The 26,808-nt window shown below is 39.7% G+C and carries 25 protein-coding genes, 1 tRNA gene and 5 pseudogenes; 3 read left to right on the plus strand and 28 right to left on the minus strand.

Annotation, left to right across the window (positions count from 1 at the left end; genetic code table 11):
• From DWX65_RS13700 to DWX65_RS13710, 3 genes and pseudogenes are all read right to left on the minus strand, one after another.
• Positions 1-590: pseudogene (locus DWX65_RS13700) on the minus strand (sensor histidine kinase); the annotation flags it as partial.
• 1 nt (position 591) lies between these two features.
• Positions 592-1,299 carry a LytR/AlgR family response regulator transcription factor gene (locus DWX65_RS13705; protein WP_242997883.1) on the minus strand — a complete coding sequence of 236 codons (708 nt, stop codon included), beginning with the start codon at positions 1,297-1,299 and terminating at the stop codon, positions 592-594.
• Between the two features lie 394 nt (positions 1,300-1,693).
• Positions 1,694-2,233, minus strand: a complete 540-nt coding sequence (locus DWX65_RS13710; protein ID WP_330414828.1) for a nitroreductase family protein — start codon at positions 2,231-2,233, stop codon at positions 1,694-1,696.
• Between the two features lie 140 nt (positions 2,234-2,373).
• Here DWX65_RS13710 and DWX65_RS13715 point away from each other — a divergent pair.
• Positions 2,374-2,613 (plus strand): annotated as a pseudogene (locus DWX65_RS13715) (winged helix-turn-helix transcriptional regulator); the annotation flags it as partial.
• A 21-nt stretch (positions 2,614-2,634) separates the two neighbouring features.
• On the opposite strand, the gene DWX65_RS15715 reads toward DWX65_RS13715, so the two are convergent.
• The 17 genes and pseudogenes from DWX65_RS15715 to DWX65_RS13800 all read right to left on the minus strand — a co-directional run bounded on the left by DWX65_RS15715 (position 2,635) and on the right by DWX65_RS13800 (position 16,555).
• Positions 2,635-2,877, minus strand: coding sequence for a transposon-encoded TnpW family protein (locus DWX65_RS15715; RefSeq protein ID WP_005928600.1), 243 nt, complete (start codon positions 2,875-2,877; stop codon positions 2,635-2,637).
• Between the two features lie 80 nt (positions 2,878-2,957).
• Positions 2,958-4,834, minus strand: a pseudogene (locus DWX65_RS13725) (AAA family ATPase).
• A gap of 16 nt (positions 4,835-4,850) precedes the next feature.
• Entirely contained in the window at positions 4,851-6,365 is a 1,515-nt protein-coding gene (mobQ, locus tag DWX65_RS13730; RefSeq protein ID WP_117842312.1) for a MobQ family relaxase, read from the minus strand.
• A gap of 231 nt (positions 6,366-6,596) precedes the next feature.
• On the minus strand, positions 6,597-6,893 hold the full coding sequence (locus DWX65_RS13735; RefSeq protein ID WP_117465423.1) for a DUF3847 domain-containing protein: 297 nt from the start codon (positions 6,891-6,893) through the stop codon (positions 6,597-6,599).
• A gap of 82 nt (positions 6,894-6,975) precedes the next feature.
• A complete protein-coding gene (locus tag DWX65_RS15440) occupies positions 6,976-7,806 on the minus strand; it encodes a hypothetical protein (protein WP_227194785.1) in 831 nt (276 codons plus the stop codon).
• Between the two features lie 105 nt (positions 7,807-7,911).
• Entirely contained in the window at positions 7,912-8,208 is a 297-nt protein-coding gene (locus DWX65_RS13745; protein WP_117465424.1) for a hypothetical protein, read from the minus strand.
• Positions 8,209-8,378: 170 nt separating this feature from the next.
• Positions 8,379-8,705: a TnpV protein gene (locus tag DWX65_RS13750; RefSeq protein ID WP_117465425.1), complete on the minus strand. Its 327-nt coding sequence runs from the start codon at positions 8,703-8,705 to the stop codon at positions 8,379-8,381.
• Positions 8,702-9,418: a DUF4368 domain-containing protein gene (locus DWX65_RS13755; protein WP_330414829.1), complete on the minus strand. Its 717-nt coding sequence runs from the start codon at positions 9,416-9,418 to the stop codon at positions 8,702-8,704. The genes DWX65_RS13750 and DWX65_RS13755 overlap by 4 nt, the downstream gene beginning before the upstream one ends.
• Positions 9,414-9,728, minus strand: a pseudogene (locus tag DWX65_RS13760) (ParA family protein); the annotation flags it as partial. The gene DWX65_RS13755 and the pseudogene DWX65_RS13760, both read right to left, overlap by 5 nt.
• A pseudogene (locus DWX65_RS13765) lies at positions 9,728-10,261 on the minus strand (ParB/RepB/Spo0J family partition protein); the annotation flags it as partial. The pseudogenes DWX65_RS13765 and DWX65_RS13760, both read right to left, overlap by 1 nt.
• Positions 10,262-10,596: 335 nt before the next feature.
• Positions 10,597-10,668, minus strand: a tRNA-Arg gene (locus DWX65_RS13770).
• Between the two features lie 441 nt (positions 10,669-11,109).
• The gene (locus DWX65_RS13775) at positions 11,110-11,982 is read right to left on the minus strand and encodes a DUF3881 family protein (RefSeq protein ID WP_022242309.1); all 873 of its coding nucleotides are present in this window, start codon (positions 11,980-11,982) and stop codon (positions 11,110-11,112) included.
• 114 nt (positions 11,983-12,096) lie between these two features.
• Positions 12,097-12,597: a DUF4446 family protein gene (locus DWX65_RS13780; protein ID WP_117699147.1), complete on the minus strand. Its 501-nt coding sequence runs from the start codon at positions 12,595-12,597 to the stop codon at positions 12,097-12,099.
• 39 nt (positions 12,598-12,636) lie between these two features.
• Positions 12,637-13,524, minus strand: coding sequence for a ParB/RepB/Spo0J family partition protein (locus DWX65_RS13785; protein WP_117699143.1), 888 nt, complete (start codon positions 13,522-13,524; stop codon positions 12,637-12,639).
• Entirely contained in the window at positions 13,525-14,292 is a 768-nt protein-coding gene (locus tag DWX65_RS13790; RefSeq protein WP_022242306.1) for a ParA family protein, read from the minus strand.
• Positions 14,293-14,886: 594 nt separating this feature from the next.
• A complete protein-coding gene (locus DWX65_RS13795) occupies positions 14,887-15,540 on the minus strand; it encodes a response regulator (RefSeq protein ID WP_118173653.1) in 654 nt (217 codons plus the stop codon).
• Positions 15,521-16,555, minus strand: coding sequence for a sensor histidine kinase (locus DWX65_RS13800; protein WP_118173654.1), 1,035 nt, complete (start codon positions 16,553-16,555; stop codon positions 15,521-15,523). Before DWX65_RS13800 ends, DWX65_RS13795 begins: the two co-directional genes overlap by 20 nt.
• Positions 16,556-16,707: 152 nt before the next feature.
• Here DWX65_RS13800 and DWX65_RS13805 point away from each other — a divergent pair, with 152 nt between their 5' ends.
• The gene (locus tag DWX65_RS13805) at positions 16,708-17,652 is read left to right on the plus strand and encodes an alpha/beta fold hydrolase (RefSeq protein ID WP_118173655.1); all 945 of its coding nucleotides are present in this window, start codon (positions 16,708-16,710) and stop codon (positions 17,650-17,652) included.
• Positions 17,653-17,895: 243 nt separating this feature from the next.
• On the opposite strand, the gene rsmG is transcribed toward DWX65_RS13805, so the two are convergent.
• The 8 genes from rsmG to rpmH all read right to left on the minus strand — a co-directional run bounded on the left by rsmG (position 17,896) and on the right by rpmH (position 24,744).
• The gene (gene rsmG, locus DWX65_RS13810) at positions 17,896-18,618 is read right to left on the minus strand and encodes a 16S rRNA (guanine(527)-N(7))-methyltransferase RsmG (protein ID WP_118173656.1); all 723 of its coding nucleotides are present in this window, start codon (positions 18,616-18,618) and stop codon (positions 17,896-17,898) included.
• Positions 18,619-18,639: 21 nt separating this feature from the next.
• Positions 18,640-20,517, minus strand: a complete 1,878-nt coding sequence (mnmG, locus tag DWX65_RS13815) for a tRNA uridine-5-carboxymethylaminomethyl(34) synthesis enzyme MnmG (RefSeq protein WP_118173657.1) — start codon at positions 20,515-20,517, stop codon at positions 18,640-18,642.
• Between the two features lie 30 nt (positions 20,518-20,547).
• A complete protein-coding gene (gene mnmE, locus DWX65_RS13820) occupies positions 20,548-21,933 on the minus strand; it encodes a tRNA uridine-5-carboxymethylaminomethyl(34) synthesis GTPase MnmE (protein ID WP_118173658.1) in 1,386 nt (461 codons plus the stop codon).
• Between the two features lie 119 nt (positions 21,934-22,052).
• Positions 22,053-22,676, minus strand: coding sequence for an RNA-binding cell elongation regulator Jag/EloR (gene jag / locus DWX65_RS13825; protein ID WP_118173659.1), 624 nt, complete (start codon positions 22,674-22,676; stop codon positions 22,053-22,055).
• Positions 22,677-22,691: 15 nt separating this feature from the next.
• Entirely contained in the window at positions 22,692-23,963 is a 1,272-nt protein-coding gene (locus tag DWX65_RS13830; RefSeq protein ID WP_199535058.1) for a YidC/Oxa1 family membrane protein insertase, read from the minus strand.
• Positions 23,964-23,979: 16 nt separating this feature from the next.
• Complete coding sequence (gene yidD / locus DWX65_RS13835; RefSeq protein ID WP_022242297.1) at positions 23,980-24,195, minus strand: membrane protein insertion efficiency factor YidD; 216 nt, start codon at positions 24,193-24,195, stop codon at positions 23,980-23,982.
• A 24-nt stretch (positions 24,196-24,219) separates the two neighbouring features.
• Entirely contained in the window at positions 24,220-24,543 is a 324-nt protein-coding gene (gene rnpA / locus DWX65_RS13840) for a ribonuclease P protein component (RefSeq protein WP_022242296.1), read from the minus strand.
• 57 nt (positions 24,544-24,600) lie between these two features.
• Complete coding sequence (gene rpmH / locus DWX65_RS13845) at positions 24,601-24,744, minus strand: 50S ribosomal protein L34 (protein WP_022242295.1); 144 nt, start codon at positions 24,742-24,744, stop codon at positions 24,601-24,603.
• A 478-nt stretch (positions 24,745-25,222) separates the two neighbouring features.
• Here rpmH and dnaA point away from each other — a divergent pair, with 478 nt between their 5' ends.
• On the plus strand, positions 25,223-26,572 hold the full coding sequence (gene dnaA / locus DWX65_RS13850; RefSeq protein ID WP_118173660.1) for a chromosomal replication initiator protein DnaA: 1,350 nt from the start codon (positions 25,223-25,225) through the stop codon (positions 26,570-26,572).
• Positions 26,573-26,808: the final 236 nt, after the last annotated feature.

Raw genomic sequence — 26,808 nt, forward strand, 5'->3', positions numbered from 1 at the left:
ATGAACTCCATAAGGATAAGGTTAATCGCAACCAGTCCCACCGAAAGAAATAAAAATACATTCTGCATATCATCGTTTTCTGAATAAAACATAAGAATGAAACCGACCACCGTAAATACAGGAACACAGAAAAACTGTAACCATTCTTTTCCTGTAATCAGACCGCAGCTTTTTCTTGTCTTGCTAAATCTTCTGATAAACAACATCAGAATGATAAAAACCGTCTTTGATATCAGTGCCTGTAAAAACCATTTTTCTTGGATTGAACCTCTTCTTCCCAGCAAAACAGTCACATAATCAATCAATACAAGCATTGTATAGTTGATGATTGAAAACAAAAAACTCTGCCGGAAGGAAACTTCATAATAAGCCAGATTCAGGAAAGACATAACCAGTATAATCGGGATACATTTTAACATTCCGATCCATATCCCTGTGACTGCTGCCAGATAAAGCACTCCGCAATAAACAAAAAATCTGTATCTGTTCCTATATCCGCCATCTCTTTTTTCCATAAAAGTATCAAAAAAGTATAGCGTTCCTTTTACTTCCAGCATTTCCGCAATAAATACCAATACCCAGAATGTCATATTATTCTTCTCCTTTATACAGCATATATTCCCTCTTCACCTGTGCATATCGTGCCTTGGGAACCGGAATCTTTTTTCCCGTGGTAAGTGTCATCACATATCCGCTGATCTTTGTAATGTACCTCATATTTACAAGAAAACTTAAATGCGCCCGCACAAATCCCATATTCTTTAATTCGTTTTCCAGTTCATCCAGTTTTTTATAAATCTGAAACGTACCTTTTTCAGTATAAAATACATTTTTGTGAAGTTCTGTTTCTATATAAATGATGTCATCTGCATAAAGTTTTATCGTTCCTTCCACAAAACGAAATTCGAGAATCCTACGGTTTTTATTAATTTCTGCTATCAAATCATCCATACATTCTTCTATAGTATCTGCAAGGTTATCTTTCAGCAGAAAACGGCTTGCTTTCACCTTATATCCATCCAGTGCGTAATTCATGTATGCCGTCACCAGCACAACCGGAAGTTTTGGATATTTTTCTTTAATCCTCATAGCTGTTTTCAGCCCATCCATCCCCTGCATATTGATGTCCAGAAATAATAGCTGACACGCTTCCAAAGCCGATTGATCTTCGCATAACTGTTCTCCGGATTCATATTCTGTAATAGCAAACTCATAATTCTTTTTTTCACCATAGTCTGACAGCAAATCTGACAAATTTTTTCTGTCATCTATCCTGTCATCACAAATAATAATGTTCATATTTTTCATTCCTGTCTTTGATTGCTCTCATACCTGTAAACCATACAAGTCTCACCTAGCACTCTTTATTATATCAAACAAATCTTTCACTCGATCATTCTCTGCATCAAATGACTATTTTGCGCATAGAACGACTATCTCCTATAGAAACGCAGAAGCACTGTATCTCAAACTCTTTGAAATACAATGCTTCCCTGCATTTTCTATATCGTCATGTTGATATTATTACTTTACTATCCTGCACACTCTCTGGGAGTGACTGTATCTATCAAAAAAGAAGCCAGCAGTTTATTCACGCACTACTGACTTCCTATATTATTCATTTTATTTACTTCGCTGCGTCTCAGACAAGTTTTCCATCTTTAAACACAATCTCTTTTATTTCTTAATATGCTTAAAAAGTTTCGTAACAAACAAGGCTTTCAAGCGCTTTTCTATCCTTTGAATGTCTGTCTGGTGATGCCTTTTCTGTGTCAGCATATCCCACCGCAATAATTGCTATTGGTTCAAGGTTACTTGGAATATTAAACTCATTTCTGATAATCTCAGGATCAAAATATGTAAGCCAACAAGAACTAAGTCCTAAATCCTCTGCTTCTAATACTATATGATCCGCAACTATTGTTGCATCAACACTTACCATATCCTTTTTATCAAACGGACGCACAAAAACATCTGAATGATCCCCACATACAATGATAGCCAACGGGGCGCCATGATAATTTACTCCTTTAGACAATTTTTCTTTTGCTTCTTGGCTACTAATTACTAACAGTCTCTGCGACTGAGCATTTGCTGCTGTTGGAGCAATTCTAGCAGCCTCCAGAATTTTGTCCAATTTTTCCTTTTCAATCTCATCAGTTTTATACTTTCTTACAGAACATCTCTGTTTTGCTAAAGATAAAAACTCCATAAAAATATTCCTCACTTTCATTTTTAATACATTTTTGTTGTGCCTGCTCAACAAGTACGCTATAATGCTATCACAGTATTTCTTTTTTACAAGTACGCACTTTTAAGTGCCATACTACCCAAAATGATACTATGGATTCAAATTTCAGGAGGTCGTATATAATGAAACCATGTCAATCTTTCCAATGTCCAGTAGAAGCAACCCTTCAGCTTATAGGTGGTAAATATAAGTCACTTATCCTATGGCATCTCATTGGAAAAACACTTAGATTTAATGAATTAGGAAAGCTCATTAAATCTGCAACTCCCAAAATGCTTACCCAGCAACTTAGAGAATTAGAAAATGACGGATTAATCAACAGGGTCGTTTATCCTGTAGTTCCTCCCAAAACCGAATACTCTGATACGTTTTGTCAAGGGTGTTTAAGAACTTTTTTCGCTGTCATTCAAAATCAGACGCTTGATTTTGTCGCTCATGGTTTCTTTGCTCGTTTCACTGAAATGGATTTTGACGCGGTAGGTGGTCTTTCCGATTTTCTTTATCATTACAGGTGGCGCGGCTTCCTTTACGGTCAGAGGGGAAGCGGTTGCGGGGGTGCTGCGGTTGCTGGTGTCGTTGTTCATAGGCTCTCCTTTCCATGAGAAAAGCCCCATGCGGTCATACATGGGGCGGTGGTTTTGAGGTTGAAGTGGCGAAGTGGCAAAGTGGCAAGGTATCTGGGTTTTGCCACTTGGATTTTGCCGTTTCACTTTTTAAGAGCGTGATACCATGCCGCGCCAATGCGCTTTGAGGTAATGCGCCCGTCAAGGTTTCTCTTTGCCGCCCGGACGGTACGGGCGGATATGCCCGCTTCTGTAGCGGCTTTCTCTATGTCCTCGCTGGCAAGCTCTTTCCCGTCTGCCAGTAAATCCAGTATCAGCCGTTCCGCCTGTTCGGTTTTGGTGGCGGTGTTGCCGCCCGCGCCGGACAGCAGCTCGTCGGCGGTGATGTCGTATTCGCCTATCCATGAAAAGCCCGTTTCCGGGTCAAGGCAAAAGGCAACGGGCTTGCCCTCCGGCGCAAGGGAAGATTTGTCATGGACGATAACGCGCACATTCGGTTCTCGCTTCACGCGCCCGATCAGCAGGACGCTCCTTGCTGCGGCGCGGAAGTCGATAGAACCTAAGCCCCGGTATGCGCTCTGCCCTCCGGCAGCTTTGTTGAGATGTCCGATAAGGATAACGGCGCACCCGGTACGCTCGGCAACATCGGCAAGGCGGCGGAACATGGGGCGCACTTCGTTTGCCCGGTTCATGTCGGTTTTTTCGCCCATGTACGCCTGTATGGGGTCAAGGATAATCAGCCGCGCCCCGTTCTGCGTGATTGCCTTTTCTATGCGCTCATCGGACAGGGTAAGCTCCCGCTTGGCTTCATCAATCACAAGCACCCGGTCAAGGTCTGCGGCGGCTTCTATCAAGCGTGGCTTGACGGTATCGCCCAGCCCGTCCTCGGCGGTCTGGTAAATTACTTGGAATGGCGGCAAGGGCTTCATTCCCGGCAGCGTTCCCCCGGTGGTGCAGGCGGCGGCAAGGCGTAGGGCAAAAGTGGTCTTGCCCTCGCCGGGATTGCCCTGCACAATGGTTACTTTCCCAAAGGGAATATACGGCTCCCATAGCCATTCAACGGTCTGTGTGTCAACCTCGCTCATGCGGATAATCTCAACGGTTTCTTCCTGCGGCGGCTCTTTCAAGCCGTAGATTGCTTCCCGCAAATACTTCCCGTCTGTGATTTCTGCCCGGTGCTGCAATACCTCGTTCCAGTCCTTGAAAAGAGGGATAAGCCGATGGACGGTCAAGCCCTCCGGCACAAGCTCCGCAAGGCGGCTGCAAGCGTCGCTTCCGGCTTGGTCGCTGTCAAGGCAGAGAAAAACGGTCTTGATGTTCGGACGGTCAGAGAGAAAGCGCAACAGGGCTTTTTCTCCCACGCCGCCCAACGCCAGATAGCTTTGCTTCTGCCAGTCCTTTTTGAACAGGCAGAGGAAAGATAAGAGGTCTATCGGGGCTTCAAAGACAAACAACCTTTCGCCCTCGCCACGGTAGCAGAAGTTAAAGGCTTTGTCGCTGCCTTTCACATCAAGCCGAAAACTCCCGGCTGTGCCGCGCTGATGGGCGTATCGCGGTATGCCGCTTTCATCTCTGCCGACGAATACGGCGTTATGGTGGGCGGCTTCCTCGTAAATATCCCCGGTGGAAAAGAAAAAGCCCGTCACATCTTCATCAATGCGGCGGGCTGCTGTGAGGTAGTTCCTCGCTATGCGGTTGTCGGTGCTGCGGGGTGGTAGCCGGAAGTCGGATAGGGGCGCGGGGCTTGGTCTGTCCAGCGGCGGGGCGGCTCCTTTTTCGCCTGTCAGCAGTTCAACGGCTTCGGTGAAGCTCTTGCCGAAAAACTCCATGACAAAATCAATGGGTGCACCGCCCTTGCTCTGGCTGTGCCTGTACCATTTGTTTCCCCGGACGGTCAGGCTGTCGTGCCGCTTCCAGCGGTATTCCTGTCCGGCGCGGGTAAGCTGCTGCCCTGTGATTGCAGGAAAGAAACAAGGTCGGCTTGGTTGGCGCGGTCTATCTGTTCTTGGGTGTAATACATAAAAGTTCAACTCCTTTCAGCGGTCTATATCATGCCGTTTGGTGCGGCTCTGCGTCTGCTCCGCTTGGTCGGCGCGGAGTGCAATATCCACGCATTTGCGGATTTTTTGAAGCTCTGAAACATTGGTGCGGGTATCTTTCAGTTTGGTATAATCGCTGTCCCTCTGTGTTTTGAGGTCAGCATATTCCTGTTCCCATTCCGCAATAGGCAAGGTCTTTGTTCCTTTCTGCAGATTTGCATGGAGATAGCGACTTGCTGCGTTCCATAGGGTCAGCTCGGCGCGGTGGGCTTCCTCGTACTTGTCGCGCTTGTTTGTCCAGCCGTTTTGCAGCTTTTTCAGTTCATCGTGAATGGGCTTGTACTCTGTGTAGTTCTTCCCGTATTCAATTAGCTTTTGTAGCTTCTTCATGCGTTCCTCGGCGGTTTTCATTCCTGCCCGGATTGAATAGGCTCTATCACTGACAGAGGAAAGGGAAGCGTCAAGCTCATCAAGATTAGAGATACCATGCTCGGAGAGATAGTTGACCGCTGCCGCTATGGTTTTCAGTTCATCGGCTGTGTGCTGTTGTTGCCAACGCTGCGAATACTTCCGGCTCTTTTCTCTCTGAACGCTCAAATACTTCATCAACAGATTTGCAAGGTTGGGAGATTGCGGCGGCGGCTTCGGGGCGGTTTCCCACACTTTGAACAGGTCGGCAATCCATTCTTTGAGCTTGCTAACCTGCGCCCGGATTTCCCGTATAAGGCGGTTTGCTTTTTGGATATTTCGGTTCAGTTCGCCTTTCTCGGTGGCTACACCTTTCTTCTCCATTTGACAGGCGGCTACGCCCATATGGACGGTCGGTATTTCGTCAATGCCGCGCTCGGCGTTGCTGCGGTGGTCGATACGCTCCGGGCTTCCGTTTCTCTCCAAAAAGTCGTTGGTATAGTCAGCCCATGCCTTGCGCCACAAGAGGGTGTTGTCCTTGTCGTTCCAGCCTGTAAGGTCAATTTTGTGCGTCTTGTATCTGCCACTTGGCAAGCGGATACGCTCGCCGTTTTCGTCAAGGTCATATTCCTTTTTGGATTTCGCCGCCCATGCTCCGCGCTCGTCAAGGGGGCGCATGGTAAGCATAATATGACAATGGGGGTTGCCGCTGTTGGTGTCGTGGATAACAAAATCCACACACATTCCTCTGGAAACAAATTGAGAGGAACAGTATTCCCGGACAAGCCGGATCTGTTCCTCTCTGGATAATTCTATGGGGAGTGCTGCGTCAATCTCACGCGCAAGCTGGGCGTTCCCGGCTTTCTCGTAAAGCTCCACGCTGTTCCACAAGGTTGAACGGTCAGAAAATGAGGGCGGTGCGTGGGGCGGCAACATGATTTCTGTATGGACAACGCCGCCTTTGCGAGTGTAGTCATGAGTCATTCCGTCCCATTCGTTTGTCAGCTTTTCGCCGCTTCGGTAGGCGGCTGCGGCAACGGCTGATTTGCCTTTTCCTCGGCTCACAATGCCGATGTTCCAATGGTAAATGGCTATGGGTATCACCTCCCGGATAGGATAATAAAACCCGCAAAAATGGTACAGACGCCAACGGCGGGTGTACTGTTTTTGTGGGTGTGCAGGGATAGCCGCGAAGCGGCGCAAGGGGTGCAGCCCCTTGTTGCGGCAAAGCCGCCATATCGGAGCGCGGGGAAATCTCCCTGTGCGAAGATAAGCCCTCGGCAGAGCGCACACGCCCGTAAGGGTGTATAAGTGCGCCCTTAGTTCCTAAGGGATTTATTCGGCGTTCCTGCTTTCGGCTCGTTTTTTCAGATATTCCCGCGCTGGTTCACTCGTCAAGGCAAGCCTAAGAAGTGCTGCGGCTTCCTCGTCGGTCATGTTCTTTGCTTCCGGCACAATGCTTTCAAAGACCGCGCCCCGGACAATAAGGCGGTGGCTGCGTGTTCTGCGTTCCTCTTTGGATAGCTTCTGACGCAGCATCTTTTCCCGATTTTCAAACTGCCGGATTTTCTTCTTCCCGTCCTCAATCTCGGCAGTCAATTCCTCGCGGGTTTTCTCTCTTGGCTTTGTCATGGGTGGTCGCTCCTTTCTGCCTGTCGGCATAGAAAAAGGACAGTCGATTTTCTCGGCTGCCCTTGTGGGTGGCTATTCAATTTTAGTCTGCTGTTTTCAAATATATAAAATAGCTTGCTGTTCCGCCATAGCCATTTTCAGTATTCCATTCAGCTGTTACTTCATAAATATATCCGCCCAGTTTAAGAGTGAGTACGTTTCCAACAATAGTTACATCTTCGCTGTTTGTAGCAGGCTCTCCCCAATGTTCGTCACTCCAGCACTGCACACTTAAAATTGTATCTGGGTCTTCTGTAAATCTTAATGTAGCTGTTGTTTCTGTTGTTTCAAATGGCGGGGACAACAGATCCTTGCACTCTAACGGGTGTGGGCTATCAGCTATTGTGCTTTCAGCAGTTCCGTCAATATTTGTTTTTTGCCACGAATAAGTTCCTAATACTGCACCGATAGCGGTTTCGTCACTCACAACGCTTAATGTGGGCGGTTCTTCCAAAATTATATTGGCAGTCCCAGAGTTTAGTAATTCATTTGCATAGCTGTTGAGTGCTTCACATGGCTCATATTTTGTCTTATAACCGATACCGTCAATGACAATAAATGGGTTATACGCCATAATATCTGTTTGTGTACCGTCTACCATAGTCAAGGTAAAAACAACGCCTTGTCCATCATACTCTGTGTAAGAATTATCCTCATTATAGACAACAACATCATTCAAATATTCAACTAATTCTTGGATATTTTCAATCTCAATCGTTTTGTCTGGCGGTGTTAATAACACTTTAGCGGAAACAATCTGCGCTGCGTCCAAATCCTTATACGGTTTTTTCCCCTGTTGTGAAAAAAATACGATTACCGCGATACCTACTAAAATGATACAAGCTATTGCAATCATCAATCTCTTTTTTCTCATGGAACAAGCCTCCTGTTCTTCTCTGTTACTTGTATAGACGAAAAAATTGAAAGGAAGTTTCACTATCTATAAATATCATAGCACATGGTTATGAATAAATCCACCTCATTTCAGCCTGTCAGTGGCCTTGTTTTCTCTGGCAGACCGCCGCGCAGCTTCCCGCCGTTCCTCGTTGTATGGGGCGGTCAGACGGAAAGAGAAGCGCCCCTTTGCAATCTCAAACTCCATGCAGCCCGTTTCGGGGTCTGCGTCGGTCTGGCGGCACTGGTCGGGGTACTGTCCGGAGTAGGCGGCAAGCCGCTTCTTTAAGTCGGTGTTGTGGGTGCGGATATGGATAATCGGGTTTTTCTCGTCAAACCAAATATCGGTGGTCTTTTCCTGCTTCGTAAGCCCTGTTCTCATAAACTCTCCTTTCTGCGCCCCTGTTACGCAATAGGGGCATTTTTCGGGTGTTTTTCCCGGCTCTTGACTTGGGGAAAATGAGGATTTTCAAATAGAAACCGCCCCGATGAACCATTCCTCGTCCGGGCAGCTCCTATCGCGTGATTTCCGTTTTTTCCGGCTCTTGACCGTCAAACATAGACTAGCTCAAACTTGGCAATTTCCTCCGCTTGCGCCCTGCAAGCGTTCATCAGTCCCACCCATTTCATGGGGTCGGTAGCTTTGAGTGCTTCGGTAGCTCCCGCGCTCCTTGCAAGCTGCGGCATGATAAGGTCAATCCGGCTCCGGGCGGCTTCGTCAATCTCGGCGCAATGCTCATGCAGCTTCTCATTTGCGACAAGGGCGGTGTAGAGGTCGGGGCGGTACTGTTCAAGGTAGGCTTTCCGCAACCGCCCGTAATGCCCGATATACGGGCGCGGGGCGGCGGGGGTGTTGCCATTGTCAATGAGTATTCTCATGCTATGCGTTCTCCTTTCTCGGTGGAAGCAGCAGGTAATTCAAGAGCTTCCTGCTGTTCTTTCTCCCGTTCCTGTTGCTCTTTCCATTGTCTGCGCTTCTTCTCCATATAGCGGCGGTTATACTCGGCTTTCTTCGCCCTGCGTCGTTCCTGTTCCGCTAATGCTGCCTTTTCTTCCTCTGTTAGTTCAATTTCTTTGCGCGGGATTTCTACCTTGCCGATAAAGTTAAAGAAAATCTCGACTTCCTGTGTACGGCTTGCGCCTTTGCCCTCGGCTTGATGAACAAGGATTTTTTCAACAAACTCATTTATCATTGCGGGGGTGAGTTCGGAAAAATCCGTATATTTTTTGACAAGGGCAAGAAACTTCTCGGCATTGACGGTTTCCCTGCTTATGCGGTCAAGCTCCTGCTGGTCTTGTGTGATACTATCGGTCAAGCCCTCTAACTCGGCTTCAAAATCATGCAACATTTGTTCAAAGAGCTTGTCTGAAAGCCGCCCATTTACATTGTCCTCGTAGAGCTTGCGAATTAAGCGGCTCAATTCGTCGGTGCGCTTTTCGCTGCGCTGTTTCCTCTGTCGGATAGCTTTAGCCGCTTTTGCCTGTCTGTCCTCGGAAGCGGAACAGACTTGCGCCATAAACTCGGCTTCGTTGTTCTGTGCATAGTCGCAAACTTCCTTTATCGCTTCAAGCAGTAATTCATTAACAATCATAAAATTCTCTCAGCCTGTCTACCATAGATCTCAGAATCAGTTCCCTGCTCATGGCATTTACCAAAGACACCTCTATCGCTGATAATTCAATGTTGGCTGGGATAAGGTCCACTCCTTCCTTATGGTGTAAGATAGTCTTTTCTATATTCAGTTTTTCATCATTCACAATGTTCATCATCAGTGTTGCCAGAGAATACTCCATTTCATCCGGCTCCTCATAACCTAAGCTGATTGTAAGACTTCCTTGTGGATCAGCGTCTATCATAAGCACTTTCTTTCCTTCCTGTGCCAATCCTATTCCTAGATTCACACCTTTTCAAGCATTTCTGGAATAAGTTCTGTTATTTTGATATATCTTTGAACCTGCTTGGGGCTGTCTCCACATTCTTCTCCAATGAGCTCAATGCTTTTCTTTCCCAAATTATGGTCTACCTGACCACATTTTCTTCTTCCTGCCTTCCTTTTGATTGCTTCATACTTCATTTTGTAAGCAAATGCTTTTTCGCTTGGACTAATCATTTCCCGTTGTAAATTTGAATCAACCATAGATACAACCGCTTCGTCATCTTTTAATACACGAATGATCACAGGTACCTTACGATAACCTATCTTTTCAGCTGCAAATTTTCTTCTGTGACCCGATATGATCTCATAAGTTCCATCCTGCCTCGGTCTGACTATCAGAGGATTTAATATTCCATACTTCTTAATGCTCTCCTGTAATTCAATCATCTGACTGTCCGCCTGAACCTTGAATGGATGGTTTACAAATCCCCGAAGTCTTTCCAGCTCAATCTCTACAACTCTTTCATCCTGATCCAGCAATTCCTTCTTTTCTTCCATAGGCAACTTCCTTTCCCTGAACGCAAAAAAGCCCGTCCAGAATAGATTGTTTTTATCTAATCTGAACGGACTCTTCCGACAGGCCTGATATCACAGGCAAGAATATAGTGTTTTATCTCACTGCTTTTCCTAATTTTACACCCCAAAACTCATCCTACACTGTAGTTAATCCCTCTAGGTGACAGACCGGAAAATATGAATCGGTGACAAGCATCCATCCCCGCTGACAAAGTCAGTATTTTCAACCTTGTTTCGCTGACAAATTTGTCACTGAAATTGCAATTCTGCACAAAAAAAGCGGCAATGAAACTATCTTCATTACCGCTAAAAATGAGCGTCTCCTATAGGAATCGAACCTACAATAGAGTCTTAGGAGGACCCCGTTATATCCATTTAACTAAGGAGACAAATGCCGTATTTTCGGGCTTTTCAGCTCTTTTGGCTCCGGCTGCCATATCTATGAATTCAACACTTAGTGATGAATTTCCATTGTATCTTATTTTGACATTCAGGTCAATCCCTGTTGGAATCGAACTCTGACTTATCACTTTCCAACTTCCATAAGTCTCAACCATGATTGAACCTTAGGAGGACCCCGTTATATCCATTTAACTAAGGAGACAAATGCCGTATTTTCGGGCTTTTCAGCTCTTTTGGCTCCGGCTGCCATATCTATGAATTCAATCACTCTTGTGATGAATTTCCATTGTATCTTATTTTGACATTCAGGTCAATCCCTGTTGGAATCGAACTCTGACTTATCACTTCTCAGCTTCCATAAGTCTCAACCATGATTGAACCTTAGGAGGCACTTGTTATATCCATTTAACTATGAGAACTAATATTACCTAATAATTTACTTTTCCCTGCATCCAGATGACTCCTTTAAATCTTCTGCCAATTGCAGGTTCCCCCAGAAGGTCTTTTTCATTGATGCAGACATCATATATCAAATCGTTACAGTCCAGTGTAAGCAAACAGATTTTATCACCTGTCATCTTATTATTCTCCATCCTGTAATCTACAATTTCACCTAAAATGGAATACTGGTCACTTTCGATTCCGTATGGCATAAAATAGGAATCTACAATACTTAAGATATCCTCGTTAGCTATCCGTCTTGACAACATGGAATAAGTATCAATATCTTCCAGTGTAAGATTTTCAATGGCATCCTCGTCTCCCTCTCTTGCAGCTGCAATGAGGTAATTACGGTCCTGACTGTTTTTCTTTGTATTCTGGATCTGCTTTTCATTTTTGCTGATTGGCATAATGATTTTTCCATTTAATGACAATGCACTTAATGTAGCGGACATTGGACGCATCTTCGGATTTCTGTGATGCTCGGATAAATATTCTGCAACATTCTGTAAATAGAAAATCAATGTAACGCCCAGCTTCATTTCGTCACAGACACCGGCATATGATTCTTTTTCGGAATGCTTCTCTATCTCTATCTGCTCCTGGGTCGTGATTCCGTCACCCTCTACATACGGGTAATAGTATTCGGTATGAAAGGTTCCATCTTCTGCATATTCTCCGCAAACACGGATTCCAGCTCCCGGTGCAATCTCTTTCGTCATTTCTACAAATTCATTTCCCATGGAATCTTCTGAGACTTCAATTCTATCCGGGGATGAAACGATTTTATCCGTGAGTTTCTCTATATCAGATTTTTTCATATTGTTCTGAAATCCAATTGCTCTTAAATAGCTATGCACGAATCTGTTCTTCCTTCCTTGAAATACCATCTGAAAACCTAAAACAGGCATACCCTATTATATAGTATGCCTGTCATTTTTACAATCTGCTTTCTGCAAATTTATTCATTAAATTTATTCATCTTTTGATTTCATTGCCATTTCTAAAGCTTCTTTTTCTTCTTCGGAAAGTGCAATAATAGAATTTCCATCAATAATTTCCTTAATATACGTATAGCAGCCTTCTCTGCTATGCATTGCATTGATGATATATCCGTCATTGCGCTCATTCAACATTGCAAGGGAAAAGCTCAGCTTTCCACCCATCTCATTAAAGGCATCATATTTTACAAGTCCAAGTTTCTGGAATGTAAAACGTAAAGTAGCAAATATATCTTCGATATTTTTCTTATTTGCCTTGTTAGATGCAACCAGATCATCTATTTCATCTAAACGCTCTTTCAATACATCTTCCAGCGTCCTGGCATCTTTTCCGGACATGAACTTTTTATATTTCTTTTTTAACTTACTCATCTGGACGATATTTACAATGGTAACTATAAAAAGTATCAATACCAGTGCTGCCAGTCCTACTATTACATAATCGGAATCAATTCCTAAATATTCTGAAAAAATCATTTTGTTATCCTCTTCTCTTAATTACAAACAAATGTTCTATTTTTTAATACTTTCGATTAATTCATATATTCTTGTTAATTCATCCGGGGAATAATATTCGATTTCAATTTTTCCCTTCATAGAATCCTTCTGATTAATGATAACCTTTGTTCCAAGTATTGTTTTCATTTTTTCTTCTGCTTCCTGGTAAACAGCATCCAGTTTTTTCTTTTCCGGATTCACCTCTTTTGCAGGTGCATTCTTCTGTTTTTGCATTTTCTTTACCAGCTTTTCAGTATCTCTTACACTGATTTTCTCATCGAAGATTTTCTGTGCAAGTGTATACTGTTTTTCTTCATCAGTGATTCCAAGTAAAGCTCTCGCATGCCCGGTAGAAATCATATCGTCAATTACCATCTGCTGCACTTTATCACAAAGTTTTAAAAGCCGCATGGAATTAGTAACTGCAGTTCTGCTCTTTGATACTCTCTCCGCAACTTCATCCTGTTTCAGATTGAATTCATTTAAAAGGCGTTTATATGCAATTGCCTCTTCAATTGGATTTAAGTTTTCTCTCTGGATATTCTCAATCAGTGAAATCTCTACGATTTCCTGTTCAGTTAAATCTTTGATGATTACAGGAACTTTCTTTAATCCTGCCATCTTTGCTGCTCTCCATCTTCGCTCACCGGCAATGATTTCGTAGTAGTCTTTCCGGTCTACTACCAGAAGTGGCTGCAAGACACCAAACTGTTTGATAGACTCTGATAATTCTAATAATGCATCTTCATCAAAATTCTTTCTCGGCTGTTCTTTATTTGGTTCTACTTTATTGATATTTACCATAACTTCATTTTTTGCATCTGTCTTCTCATTGGATGTTCCAACTTTATCTGCAATCAATGAATCCAAACCTTTTCCCAATCCACCTTTTCTTGTTGCCATTTAGATATCCTCCCTGTCGATTACTTCTTTTGCAAGAAGTCTGTAGCTTTCTGCTCCCGCTGACCTGCTGTCGTATAGATTAATTGGAAGGCCGTGACTTGGTGCTTCTGCTAATCTTACATTTCTTGGAATGATTGTTTTATAAATTGTTGTATGTAAATTATTTTTTACATTATCTACTACTTCATTAGAAAGATTTGTTCTGGAATCATACATAGTAAATACAACTCCTTCCATCTTCAAATCTGGATTCAGTCTTTCCTGTACCAGGTCAATGGTGTGAATCAACTGGCTGATTCCTTCCAATGCATAATACTCACACTGAATTGGAACCAATACGGTATCTGCTGTTGTCATAGCATTTACTGTCAGCATATTCAAAGATGGCGGACAATCAATAATAATAAAATCATAATCGTCCCGGATATAATCTACTGCATTTTTTAAAATATACTCTTTATCATTGATTCCCAAAAGTTCAATCTCTGCTCCGGACAAGTTTACATTAGATGGAATCAAAGTCAGATTTTCAATCTCTGTTTTATGAATACTTTCACGAATTGTACATTCATCCAGCATTAATTCGTAAACAGTATTTTCTAAATCATCTTTATCAACTCCCAATCCACTGGTAGTATTTCCCTGCGGATCCAAATCTATTGCCAATATTTTTTTTCCGGCTTCTGCCAGACATGATGACAAATTAATAGACGTTGTGGTTTTACCAACTCCGCCTTTCTGATTTGCTATTGCTATTATTCTTCCCATATTATTTTCCTTTCTGTCTGTTTCATCAATGAAACATAAATTTCAGTTTTCTATTATTTCTCTGTACCGAACTTGTTTTATTATAACACTATAACACTTTCATTTCCAGTAAATCCATGTAGAAATGAAAGTATTTTTTTCTATTATTTTCTCTGTTTCTGCTTTTATTTATTGCATTCTTATATCATACAATGTTTCCTTAATATTTATATAAATATGTGTTTTTTATTGCTGCTTATATAAACTATGAGAAACACACTTTTCGAGTTTGTTATGTAAATTTGAATAAAAAATTTGTTTTTGGCACATTCTCGCGCCTACGGCGGTCGCTTGCAATATCTACCTTATATGCCGCAGTGTTCATTCTCGTGGAGCATTTTTTTGCTTTACAGAAAAGCAATTTCCTGTAAAGCAAAAGAAAATGTTTCACGTGAAACATGAAACATTTTCTTTCATAATATAGTAGACTTATTTTTTAATTTATACTAAATCTTGTATCTATTTTATGTTTCACGGACGTTCTTTTACTAATGTTTCACGTGAAACATTTTATCAAAATACCTCTATTATGTTGTATATCAATTACTATTTATTCTAACTTATCTTATTTCGAATAGCAAATACTGCAGCCTGTGTTCTATCTTCCACATTTATTTTTCTAAATATATGGGAAATATGATTTTTTACTGTTCGTTCACTGATTGACAACTCATCAGATATTTTCTTATTGCTACATCCTTCTGAAATCAATCGAAGTACATCTAGTTCTCTCTTAGTCAGACATTCTATTTTTTCTTTATCTAAAGCATAATCTTCCATACTTTCATTTAGTGCAGGAAGAAGACTTGGCTGAATATAAGTATTTCCAGAAATAACCACATCAATTGCTTCTTTTAATTCATCATAACTGGAATCCTTTAATAAATATCCATCAATGCCGATATCAACAGCTTTCAATAAATATTCGACTTCATTATGTACTGTTAATATCAATACCTTTACTGGAATTTTATTCTGTTTAATATATTCTAATACTTCAATACCATTTTTCTTAGGCATATTTATATCTAATAAAAGTATATCTGGATGAATCTTCTTATTTAATAAATTCAGACATTCTTCACCATCATTTGCCTCTGCAATTACTTTCATCGTACCATCCAGTTCCAGTAATTGTTTCAAACCTTCCCGAATCATCATATGATCATCTGCTATGATTATTTCTATTTTATCTTTCACTTTGCTCATTTTCTTCCTCCTCAACAAAGTTTGGTACACGAATACTTATTGTAGTACCCTCTCCTTCTTCACTTTTTATTTGAATCTCACCTGATAAAAGATGAACTCTTTCTTTCATAATAGATAAACCAAAACCGGAATTTTTTGTTTTTGCAACTTTCTTTTTTGTATTAAATCCAATACCATCATCTTCAATTACAAGTGAAATATCATTTTCAGTATATTCTAATACAACACATATTTCTTTTGCATCAGCATACTTCAATGCATTCGTGCATGCCTCCTGCATAATTCTTAATAAAGACAATGCAACAACAGGTTTCACGTGAAACGGTTTTCCTATTATAATATATTCTATCTTTCGGTTCCACTCCTGCTCTATTTTTGCAATAGCATGTTTCAGTGTTACATCTATTCCTATATCATCTACTGACATTGGTCTGAGGTTATATATCATTTTTCTTGTATTGCTTATCACATTGCGAATATTATCAAGTACATTTGATAATTCCATTTTACAACGCTGCGAATCCATATCCATTACACGCATAGAAAGTTCTATCTTATGAAGCATACTGGTAAGATCCTGTACTGTAGAATCATGTAAATCTCTTGCAATGCGCTGTCGCTCCATTTCCTGTGCTTCTAATAACTGAATCTTATATTCTGCATTATCTTCTTCCTGATATTGTTGGGCAATTGTCTCCTTTTCCCTCTCACATTGAATAATAGATTGACACTCTTCCAAACGACGTTGTACATCATATAACTTGTTCTGTAAGTCAGACTTTTCTTTGATAATATTTTTCTGCTGTACTTTCAGCTCATTAATTTTTTCCTTATTACGGGCATTCACTGTTCTTGGAGTAAACGCTTCATAATTTGGATCATTTATTTCATCCAGAAGTTCAATAAATTTTATATTTTCTTTTTCTGTATTTTCTAAAGAAATAATTTTCTTTTCTGTCTCTCTCTTTTGATCTATCAGTTCCTTCTGAATTTTCTCCAGATATTCTCTAATCATAGCCCCTCCTAGAACATATGTTCTTATGTGGTATACATAATAATTGTAAACTATTTTTTTCTATCTGAAAAGTCTTATTCTATGATTTTAATTGTAAAGCAGCATATTTTTGTTTATAATAAAAGTATCATAAACTTTAGGGAGGAATTACGATGAACAGGAATCTGAAAAAAGTAATCGGCATCACTACTACTGCTGTTACCGGCATGTATATTATAAATCGAATTGTAGATTATACTGCAGGACAAAAAAATCTTTTAACTACCGAAGAAGGAAATATATATCACTGGAAAAATGGTGACATCTTCTATACTGTTTCCGGTAAAGGAACTCCGGTTATTCTGATTCATGAACTGAATCCTGCTTCTTCCACCAAAGAATGGAGTAAGATTGTACACCGTCTGGAAAAGAAACATACCGTCTACACTATCGACCTGCTTGGCTGCGGTCGTTCTGAAAAACCGGGTATTACCTATACCAACTTCCTATACGTACAGTTAATTAATAATTTTATCCACGACATTGTAAAAGAAGCGGCAAATATAGTCGTAACTGGTATTTCTTCTTCTTTTGTCATTATGGCACAGACAATGGAGCCGGATAACTTTAAAAAAATTATTCTGGTTAATCCATCTGACATCAATATCATCAAGGAAATGCCTACGAAAGAGACAAAAGCTGCCAAAACTATTTTAGAGATTCCAATTCTTGGTACCTTTATCTATAACCTGATTATGCATCACAAGAGAATCCGCAATTACATTGAAAGTAAGTATATCTTCAAGAAAACATTCCTTTCATCCAAATTAGAAGATACTTACTTTGAATCTGCACACAAAGGAAACAGTGCCGGAAAATATCTGCTTGCCAGCACCAAAGGAAATTATGTCAATATTGATATCACCAATGCTGTGAAAAAAGCAGACAATCTCTACATCATTTCCAGTAGAGAAAGAAATAATGCCGTAGCTATTACAGAAAAATATCTTCACTTAAATAAGAATATTGAAGCAACCTACATTTCCAATTCCAGATATCTTCCCCAGCTTGAAACGCCAGATAAATTTAAAGATATTGTTTTAATGTTCTTACAATAATAAAACCAGTCATTGAAAACAACGTATAAATCTTTAAAGGATAACAAACGAAAATTTGTTATCCTTTTTATTTACGCGAGTAGCGAGAAAAATCGCATGCTTGCATGCAGATTTGGCGAGCACCGCGATAACTCGAGAAACTCGCAAAGCGTGTTTCTCGTAGTTTACGCAACTATCGAGAAAAATTATAATAGAAAAGAAGGAACCAAACATGTTTCCCGTAGTTTAATCTAATTTTAATTTTTACTTTAAAGGGCTTTTTGATGGAGTTCCAGCCTTACGTGGATATGCTTTTGGTGTCGCATGAACCTTATTAATTACCACAAAAGAACGTTTAATGTCACTATCCGGCAGTGTAAAGTGAATTACATCCTCTATCTCGCCGCCCAGCACGAAAACTGCCTTCTTTGCATCCTTCAGCTCATCTTCCACCTCTCCAGACTTATAAGAGATAAATTTGCCGCTTGTGTGGATAAATGGTAGGCAATATTCACTTAATGTGGATAAATTAGCAACTGCTCTGGAAACACATAAATCAAAGGATTCCCGATAATCTTTTCTTTTAGAAAGCTCCTCTGCTCTTCCATGAACCGTTTCAATATCCTTCAGATTAAGTGCTTCCATAACTTCATTTAAGAATAATAACCTTTTATTCAAGGAATCCGCCAGAGTAATCTTAAGCTCCGGAAACATAATCTTAAGTGGGATTCCAGGAAAACCGGCTCCGGTTCCCAAATCCAACAAAGTAAGCGACTTCTTTAAGTCCATCACCTGGCAAAGAGAAATACTGTCTAAAAAATGTTTCTCCACAACATCCTCAAATTCTGTGATTGCAGTAAGATTCATTACTTTATTCTTTTCTACCAGCATTTCATAGAAAGTCAGGAACTGTTGCTCTTTCTCTGCAGTAAGTTCTAAATTCCAATCTGATAGAATATTTCTCATTTTTGTAAAATCATATGCCATAAGATATCCTCATTCTTCTTCCTATTTTTTTACCTGTTCCATATAGACTAACAACATCGTAATATCTGCAGGTGATACACCGGAGATTCTTGAAGCCTGTCCAATGGAAACCGGACGATAAAGCTTTAACTTCTGTCTTGCTTCGATACGAAGGCTGTCTACTGCATCATAATCAAAATCATCCGGAATTTTCTTATTTTCTAATTTTTTAAAATGCTCCACCTGTTTAATCTGACGTTTGATATATCCATCATACTTAATATTAATATTAACCTGTTCCTGTACTTCTTCCGGAAGCTCCGGTCTGCCTTCATCAATTGGAGCTAGTTTTTCATAATCCAGTTCCGGTCTGCGAATCAGTTCGGTAAGACGGGTTCCGGTATTCAAAGGAGTACTTCCATATTTCTCTAATAGCTTCTGCACATTCTCTTTAGCACCGATTGTTACTGACTCTACCCGGTTTATTTCATCCTGAATTAATTTTTCTTTTTTTACTACCCAGTCATATCTTTCCTGAGAAATGAGTCCGACCTGATAACCATATTTACTAAGACGAAGGTCTGCATTATCCTGACGCAGTAATAAACGATACTCGGCACGGGATGTCATCATCCGATATGGCTCATGATTCTCCTTAGTAACCAGATCATCAATTAACACTCCGATATAGGACTCGGAACGATGCAATACAAGCTGTTCCTTCTCTTTTACATATAAAGCTGCATTGATTCCAGCAACAATACCCTGGGCTGCAGCTTCTTCATAGCCGGAACTTCCGTTAAACTGGCCGCCGCTGAACAATCCCTTGATATTCTTAAACTCCAGCGTAGGTAACAACTGGTTTGGATTGATACAGTCGTACTCAATAGCATATGCATTTCTTACAATCTTCGCATGCTCCAGTCCCGGAACCGTATGATACATTTCATATTGAACATCCTCTGGCAGGGAACTGCTCATTCCACCGACATACATTTCATTGGTATTTAAGCCTTCCGGCTCCAAAAATACCTGATGTCTTTCCTTATCGGCGAATTTTACCACTTTATCCTCAATGGAGGGGCAATATCTAGGACCCGTTCCTTCAATAACACCAGCATAGATTGGTGAACGGTCGAGATTTGCACGGATAATCTCATGAGTTTTTGGATTTGTATAGGTAAGCCAGCAGGATGCCTGCTCTATCTGAACACTTTCCGGGTCTGTAGTAAAGGAAAATGGTACTACTCTCTCATCACCGGTCTGCTCGGTCATTTTACTGAAATCAATACTATTCTTATCCATTCTTGCCGGAGTTCCTGTCTTAAAGCGGAACATTTCTACTCCATGGGCTTTTAAAGAATCTGTAAGATGATTAGCAGGCTGTAACCCATTCGGTCCTGTATAATTAATCACATCTCCATAGAGACATCTTGCCCGAAGATAAGTTCCGGTACACAATACAACAGCCTTACTGTGATAAATTGCTCCGGAAAATGTTTTAATGCCGGCAATCTTATTATCTTCTGTGATAATTTCAGATACTTCCGCCTGTCTTATGGTAAGATGTTCAGTAGACTGCAACGTTTTCCGCATTTCCATACTATAAGATGCCTTATCTGCCTGGGCACGAAGAGAATGCACTGCAGGACCCTTAGATTTATTTAACATCTTCGACTGAATAAATGTTTTATCAATATTAATTCCCATTTGTCCACCCAAAGCATCAATTTCACGAACCAGATGTCCCTTGGAGCTTCCACCAATGTTAGGATTACAAGGCATCATCGCAATACTGTCTACACTTACTGTAAATATAATGGTTTCGAGTCCCATTCTGGCACAGGCAAGTGCTGCTTCACAACCTGCATGGCCTGCTCCAACCACACACACATCATATGTCTCTTCGATTACCGACATTTCATTATCCTTCTTTCTATCTAAATATAATTATTTACCCATACAGAATTTACTGAAAATCTCATTAACCAGATCATCTTCTACTGCTTCTCCGATAATAGTACCCAGTTCTTCATAAGCATTCATAAGGTCAATGGAATAAAAATCTTCCGGCATTCCATTTTCTACACTCTGTTTTACTAACTTTAAGCTCTCTACTGCCTGAATCAATGCGTTTTTATGTCTAATGTTAGTAATATATACTTCATCGTTAAATGAAATCGTTCCATGGAAAAACATTTCCGTAATGGTTTCTTCTAATACATCAATTCCAAGATTTTCTTTTGCAGAAATAGCTATCATCTTATGATCTGCACCGGATAATTTTTCTTTGATCTCATCTTCTCCGGTTACCTGGATTAAATCAGATTTGTTCAATAAAATGATGGCTTTCTTCTCCCGGATGGCATCTATAATCTTTTCGTCATTTTCATCCAATGCAGTAGAAGTATCCACTACATAGATAATAAAATCAGCTTTATCCACAAGGAATAGTGCTTTATCCACACCAATCTTCTCTACCACATCCTCAGTACTTCTGATTCCAGCGGTATCCATGATATTAAGCGTAATGCCATTTAAATTAATCTGCTCTTCCAATACATCACGAGTAGTTCCAGCAATATCCGTTACAATTGCCCGCTCTCTTCCTACCAGCGCATTTAATAAAGAAGATTTTCCGGCATTCGGCTTTCCGACGATCACTGTATTAATACCTTCCTTTAAAAGGCTGCCATTTTCCGAAGATGCAATCATCTGATTCATCTTCTGCATCAGTTTCTCTATTATAATAAGAAGATTCTCTCCATATCCATCAATACTGATATGCTCCGGATCATCTAAAGCAGACTCAATAAATGCAATCTCATGTATGATTTTACCACGAATTTCTTTGATTTTCCCTGTAAGAGCTCCGTTTAACTGCTGCATGGAGCTTTTCAATGCAAAATCATTTTTTGAAGAAATGACATCCATGACAGATTCTGCCTGGCTTAAATCAATACGACCATTCAAAAATGCACGCTTGGTAAACTCTCCCGGTTCTGCCGGTCTTGCTCCATTTTTCAGCACTACTTCTAAAATACGCCGCATCACAAGTGTTCCACCATGGCAGTCAATTTCTACTGTATCTTCTCTGGTATAACTGTTCGGTGCCCGCATCAGAAGAACCATTACTTCATCTATTATTTCATCTTCATCATAAATATGGCCATAATGAATCGTATGACTCTTGCACTGTGATAATAGCTTGTTTCCTTTTTGTGACCGGTATATCTTATCAATTACATCAAAAGCATCTTCTCCACTGATACGGATGATTCCAATTCCTGAATTCGTCATGGCGGAAGCAATTGCTGCAATAGTCTCTGTTTTCATAGAAATCTCCTTAATATAAGAATTCTTATATTATCTGTGTAATATATAAGAGTTATAAAACGGTATAATTATATCATTTTATAACTCTTATGAAATCATTTTCTTATAAAATTTTTAAATTATTTTTTTAATGTAACAACTACATGACGGAAAGGTTCTTCTCCCTCGCTGTGGGTTTCTACATATCTGTCTCCCTGCAATGCAGAATGAATCACTCTTCTTTCGAATGGATTCATCGGCTCTAAAGATACCGGACGTTTTGTTCTCTTAACCTTATATGCAATATTCTTTGCAAGATTTTCCAAAGTATCTTTTCTTCTCTGACGGTAATCTTCAGTATCAAGCTTAACTTTGATATATCCATCCGAATGTTTATTAACAGCAAGATTTGTAAGATACTGAAGAGAATCTAAAGTCTGTCCTCTCTTGCCAATCAGCAGTCCCATTTCTTTACCGCTTAATTCTACTTCATAGACCTTATCATCTTCTGCTTTCTTAATATCAATGGTAACTTCCATATTCATAGCAGAAAATACATTTTCCAAAAACTCACGGATATTATCTACCGTATCATTCTTCTTCCGTGCCTTGATGATTGCACGTTTACTCTTGATACCAAGAAATCCGGTAGAACCCTTCTCAATAACTTCTACCTCAATCTTGTCACTGGTAGTTCCAAGCTTAATCGAAGCCTCTGTAATTGCATCATCCACTGTTTTTGCTGAAACTTCAATAAATTCCATTGTATATTACCCCCTCTATTTATTGTTTCTTTCATTGAATTCACGTACTCTGTTAGCTTTAGAAGCAAGGCTTCCTGCTTTTGCATTACTTCTTACCTCTGCTGCATGCTCTAAAGCTTCTTCCTTTTCTTCTTTTGTCATAGTACCTGATTCAATAACATTTGCTTTTGTACTCATCTTTGCAGCATTAGCAATCTGATTTTCAATCAGACCCATTTTCTTTTCACGCTTTGCTTTTGCTTTTTCCTGATTAGCTTTCATAATAGCATCCCAGTCCATCTTATCAAGACGTTTGTTGATACCCCACTGCTGGATACTACGAACAAGAGCACTTGCAATCCAGTAAATACCAAGACCAACCGGTACAGTGAAACACATTACAAATGAGAATAATGGCATCATAAGATTCATGGTTTTCATCTGCTGTGCCATTGCATCATTTTCACCGGTAGAAGCGGTAGGCATTAATTTAATATTTAATCTCTGTGTCAGGAAAGAAATAACCGGAATCAGTAATGCACCAATAGCAAGTAAATAAGCTCCTGACTTAAAGCCTGTTGTCATAATATTCCATGGGCTGTTTGAAATGTTAAGACCAAGGAAATAGTTTAACTTCTCTAAGGATTTCTCAGTTGCATCCAGATTAGTAAGATTACCAAATACTTTTGTTAACTCACTCCATCCGGAAGTATTCATCTTATATAAAACATCAACAATATAATTATGAAGAACATTTGTATCCGTAGCAGTAAAATCAACAGATAAACCTGCAATTTTAATTTTATCAACAAAGCTTGTCATCTTATCCGCAAAGCCATCAACAGACATAATCTCTGTAACAAGAGCAGAAAACTTTTCTTTTACAGCCGGTACATATGCCGGTACATTTAAGAATACACGATATAAAGCAAACAGAATCGGCATCTGGATTAACATCTGGATACAGCTTCCAGTCGGTGAAACACCATATTTCTGGTAAACCATCTGTGTCTCTTCCTGCATCTTCTGCATGGAAACCTGGTCTCTTTTGCCATTATATTTTTTCTGGATAGCCTGAAGTTCCGGATTCATCTTCTGTGAAAGCTTTGAAAACTTCTGCTGTTTATAGGTTAATGGAAAAAGACATGCATAAATAATCAAAGTTAAGATAATGATGCAAAGTCCGATATTTTCTATTCCAAACAAACTGTTCAGCACATAATAGATTCCATTCATAATCCATCCTAAGACCTTCGCAATCGGTCCGAGAATCTTACCATTGTACTGAGTTAAAATGATTTCTGACACTTAACGTACCTCCTAATCATGGAACCGGGTCATATCCGCCTTTTGAAAAAGGATTACATCTTAATATCCTCCAGAGAGCCAGTGCTCCCCCCTTTACTGCACCATACTTTTCCACGGCAATCAGACCATAAGTAGAACAGGTCGGGCAATAAGGGCACTTTGTTGTTTTCATTGGTGAAAGATATTTTCTATAAAATTTAATGATTGCAATTAAAATTTTTTTCAAAATCATTCCATCTTCTTTTCGATATTATCTTTAAATAATTCCATGAAGATTCGAAAGATGTAGCAATGAACTCTTTAACTTGTGATAACCTTCATTTTTTGCTGACACCCTTACGATGACTACAATGTCCCAACCACTATGAAACATCTCTTCGTGCAGTCTGTAACTTTCTCTTAATAATCTCGTCAGATGATGTCTTACTACACTATTTCCTACTTTTTTACTGACGGAGATTCCAATTCGATTCGATTCCAAACCATTTTCCAGAACATACATCACCAGATACTTGTCCGCATAAGACTTACCATTGCGATATACATTCTGGAAATCTTTGTTTTTCTTCAATGAGTCCATTTTTCAATCCTTAAAAAAGTCTTGTAATAAGAAGAAAAAGACCACAAAAGTTGTGGCCTATGCTGATAATTTCTTTCTTCCTTTTAATCTTCTTGCAGCCAATACTTTTCTTCCGCCTGCTGTACTCATTCTTTTACGAAAACCATGAACTTTATTTCTCTGTCTGTTTTTTGGCTGAAATGTCATCTTACCTTTATGCATAATAATCCACCTCCTCTATGCTAGAAAACATCAGTACAATTATAACAAAAAAACCTGTCAAGTCAAGTAAAACCTGCATTTTTCGGTAATTAATTTTTATACTACTATATATATAAGGAAGAAACTATTTTTAATCTATATCTAGTATCCATTTTCTTCCTTCCATACCATAAAATTTATATATCAAAATTTTATGAACAGGTTATCCACAATTGTTCATAACCTGTTCATAACCTGTAGATAATTTAAGGATAACTTGTTGTTAAAATGACCCTGCCTTAATTTTGAATAGCTTTTTCCGCTAAAATAAAGGCTTTTTTATCCACTTTATTCACATTAGGCTTATCACCTATACCTTTAAAAGTTCTCATTGATAATTTGCCCCATTTAGTTTATTATTAAAAGAGCAGGATTCTATATAATGCTATAAATATGAGAAGCTTTAAAAAGCTTAAATAATAGAAACATGGAGATTTTTATGGAACAGATCATTGAAAAATGGGAAGAAATTTTAAGAACTGTCAAGGAAGAGCATGAACTTACTGACATTTCTTTTAAAACCTGGTTAGAACCACTGAAGGTATTTGATGTCAAAGACAATACTTTATACATACTGGTACCGGATGAACAGATGGGGCTTAACTACATTACCAAGAAATATACACTTCCTATTAAAGTAGCAGTCGCTGAAATTATTGGAAAGGATTACGAAATCGAATTTGTACTGCCGGAGCAGGCAAAATCCATGCGTACACCGAAACCGATGGCTTTCGTAAATGCAGAGAGTATTGACAAATCCAGTTTGAATCCAAACTATACCTTCGATACTTTTGTTGTTGGAAATAATAACAAACTGGCTCATGCAGCTTCACTGGCTGTTGCAGAATCTCCGGGAGAAGTCTATAACCCACTCTTTTTATATGGAGGCGTAGGACTTGGTAAAACACATTTGATGCATTCCATCGCACATTTTATCCAGTCCAATAACCCAGATGTGAAGATTTTATACGTTTCTTCGGAAACTTTTACCAATGAACTGATTGAAGCCATCCGAAATGGCAATAATACAGCTATGACAAAATTCCGTGAGAAATATCGTAATATCGATGTACTTTTAATCGACGATATCCAGTTTATTATAGGAAAAGAAAGTACACAGGAAGAATTTTTCCATACCTTTAATGAGCTTTATCTTGCTAAGAAACAGATTGTTATTTCTTCTGATAAGCCGCCAAAGGATATGGAAACATTAGAAGAACGTATCCGCTCCCGTTTTGAATGCGGTCTGACTGCTGACATCGGTTCTCCGGATTATGAAACCAGAATGGCAATTCTGCGAAGAAAAGAAGAAATGGATAATTTCCATTTAGATGATGAAATTTTAAAATACATTGCTACTAATATTAAGTCTAATATCAGGGAACTGGAAGGTGCTTTAAATAAACTGCTTGCCTACTCCAATCTTGAACAGACTGAGATTACCATGGAAGTAGCCATGAAAGAGCTTCAGAATATTATTTCTCCGGACAAGCCGAGGGAGATTACTCCACAGCTTATTATTGATGTGGTATGCGAACATTTCCATATTACAAAAGAGCAGATGATTTCTAAAAGCCGCAGCAACGATATTGCAAAGCCGAGACAGATTGCCATGTATCTTTGCAAAAATATGACTGGGGTTTCCTTAGAAAATATTGGAGAACTCTTAGGAGGAAGAGATCATTCTACCGTAATTCATGGTATTAATAAGGTAGAAGCTGAATTACAGACTAATGAAGCAACCGTAAATCTCTTAAATACCATTAAGAAAAAAATTAACCCAAATTAATTTATGCACAGGGTTCTGTTTATAATTTGTGAACTAGCTGTGGAATGGCTTTGGATAACTAATTATGTTAACTTTACATAAAAATTTATTCACTTTTTATTAAGACACAATCCTCAGTCATTTAAACAGGTTATACAGTAACAAAATTCTTTTAAATGCTTATGAATTAAGGGTTGCAGAGGTTATTCACTTATTAACATCCCCTAAGAATAAGACGTTTAATTTCTTTTTAAATA

It is taken from the genome of Roseburia sp. AF20-18LB (assembly GCF_003461185.1).
GTDB classification, from domain to species: Bacteria; Bacillota; Clostridia; order Lachnospirales; family Lachnospiraceae; genus Roseburia_C; species Roseburia_C amylophila.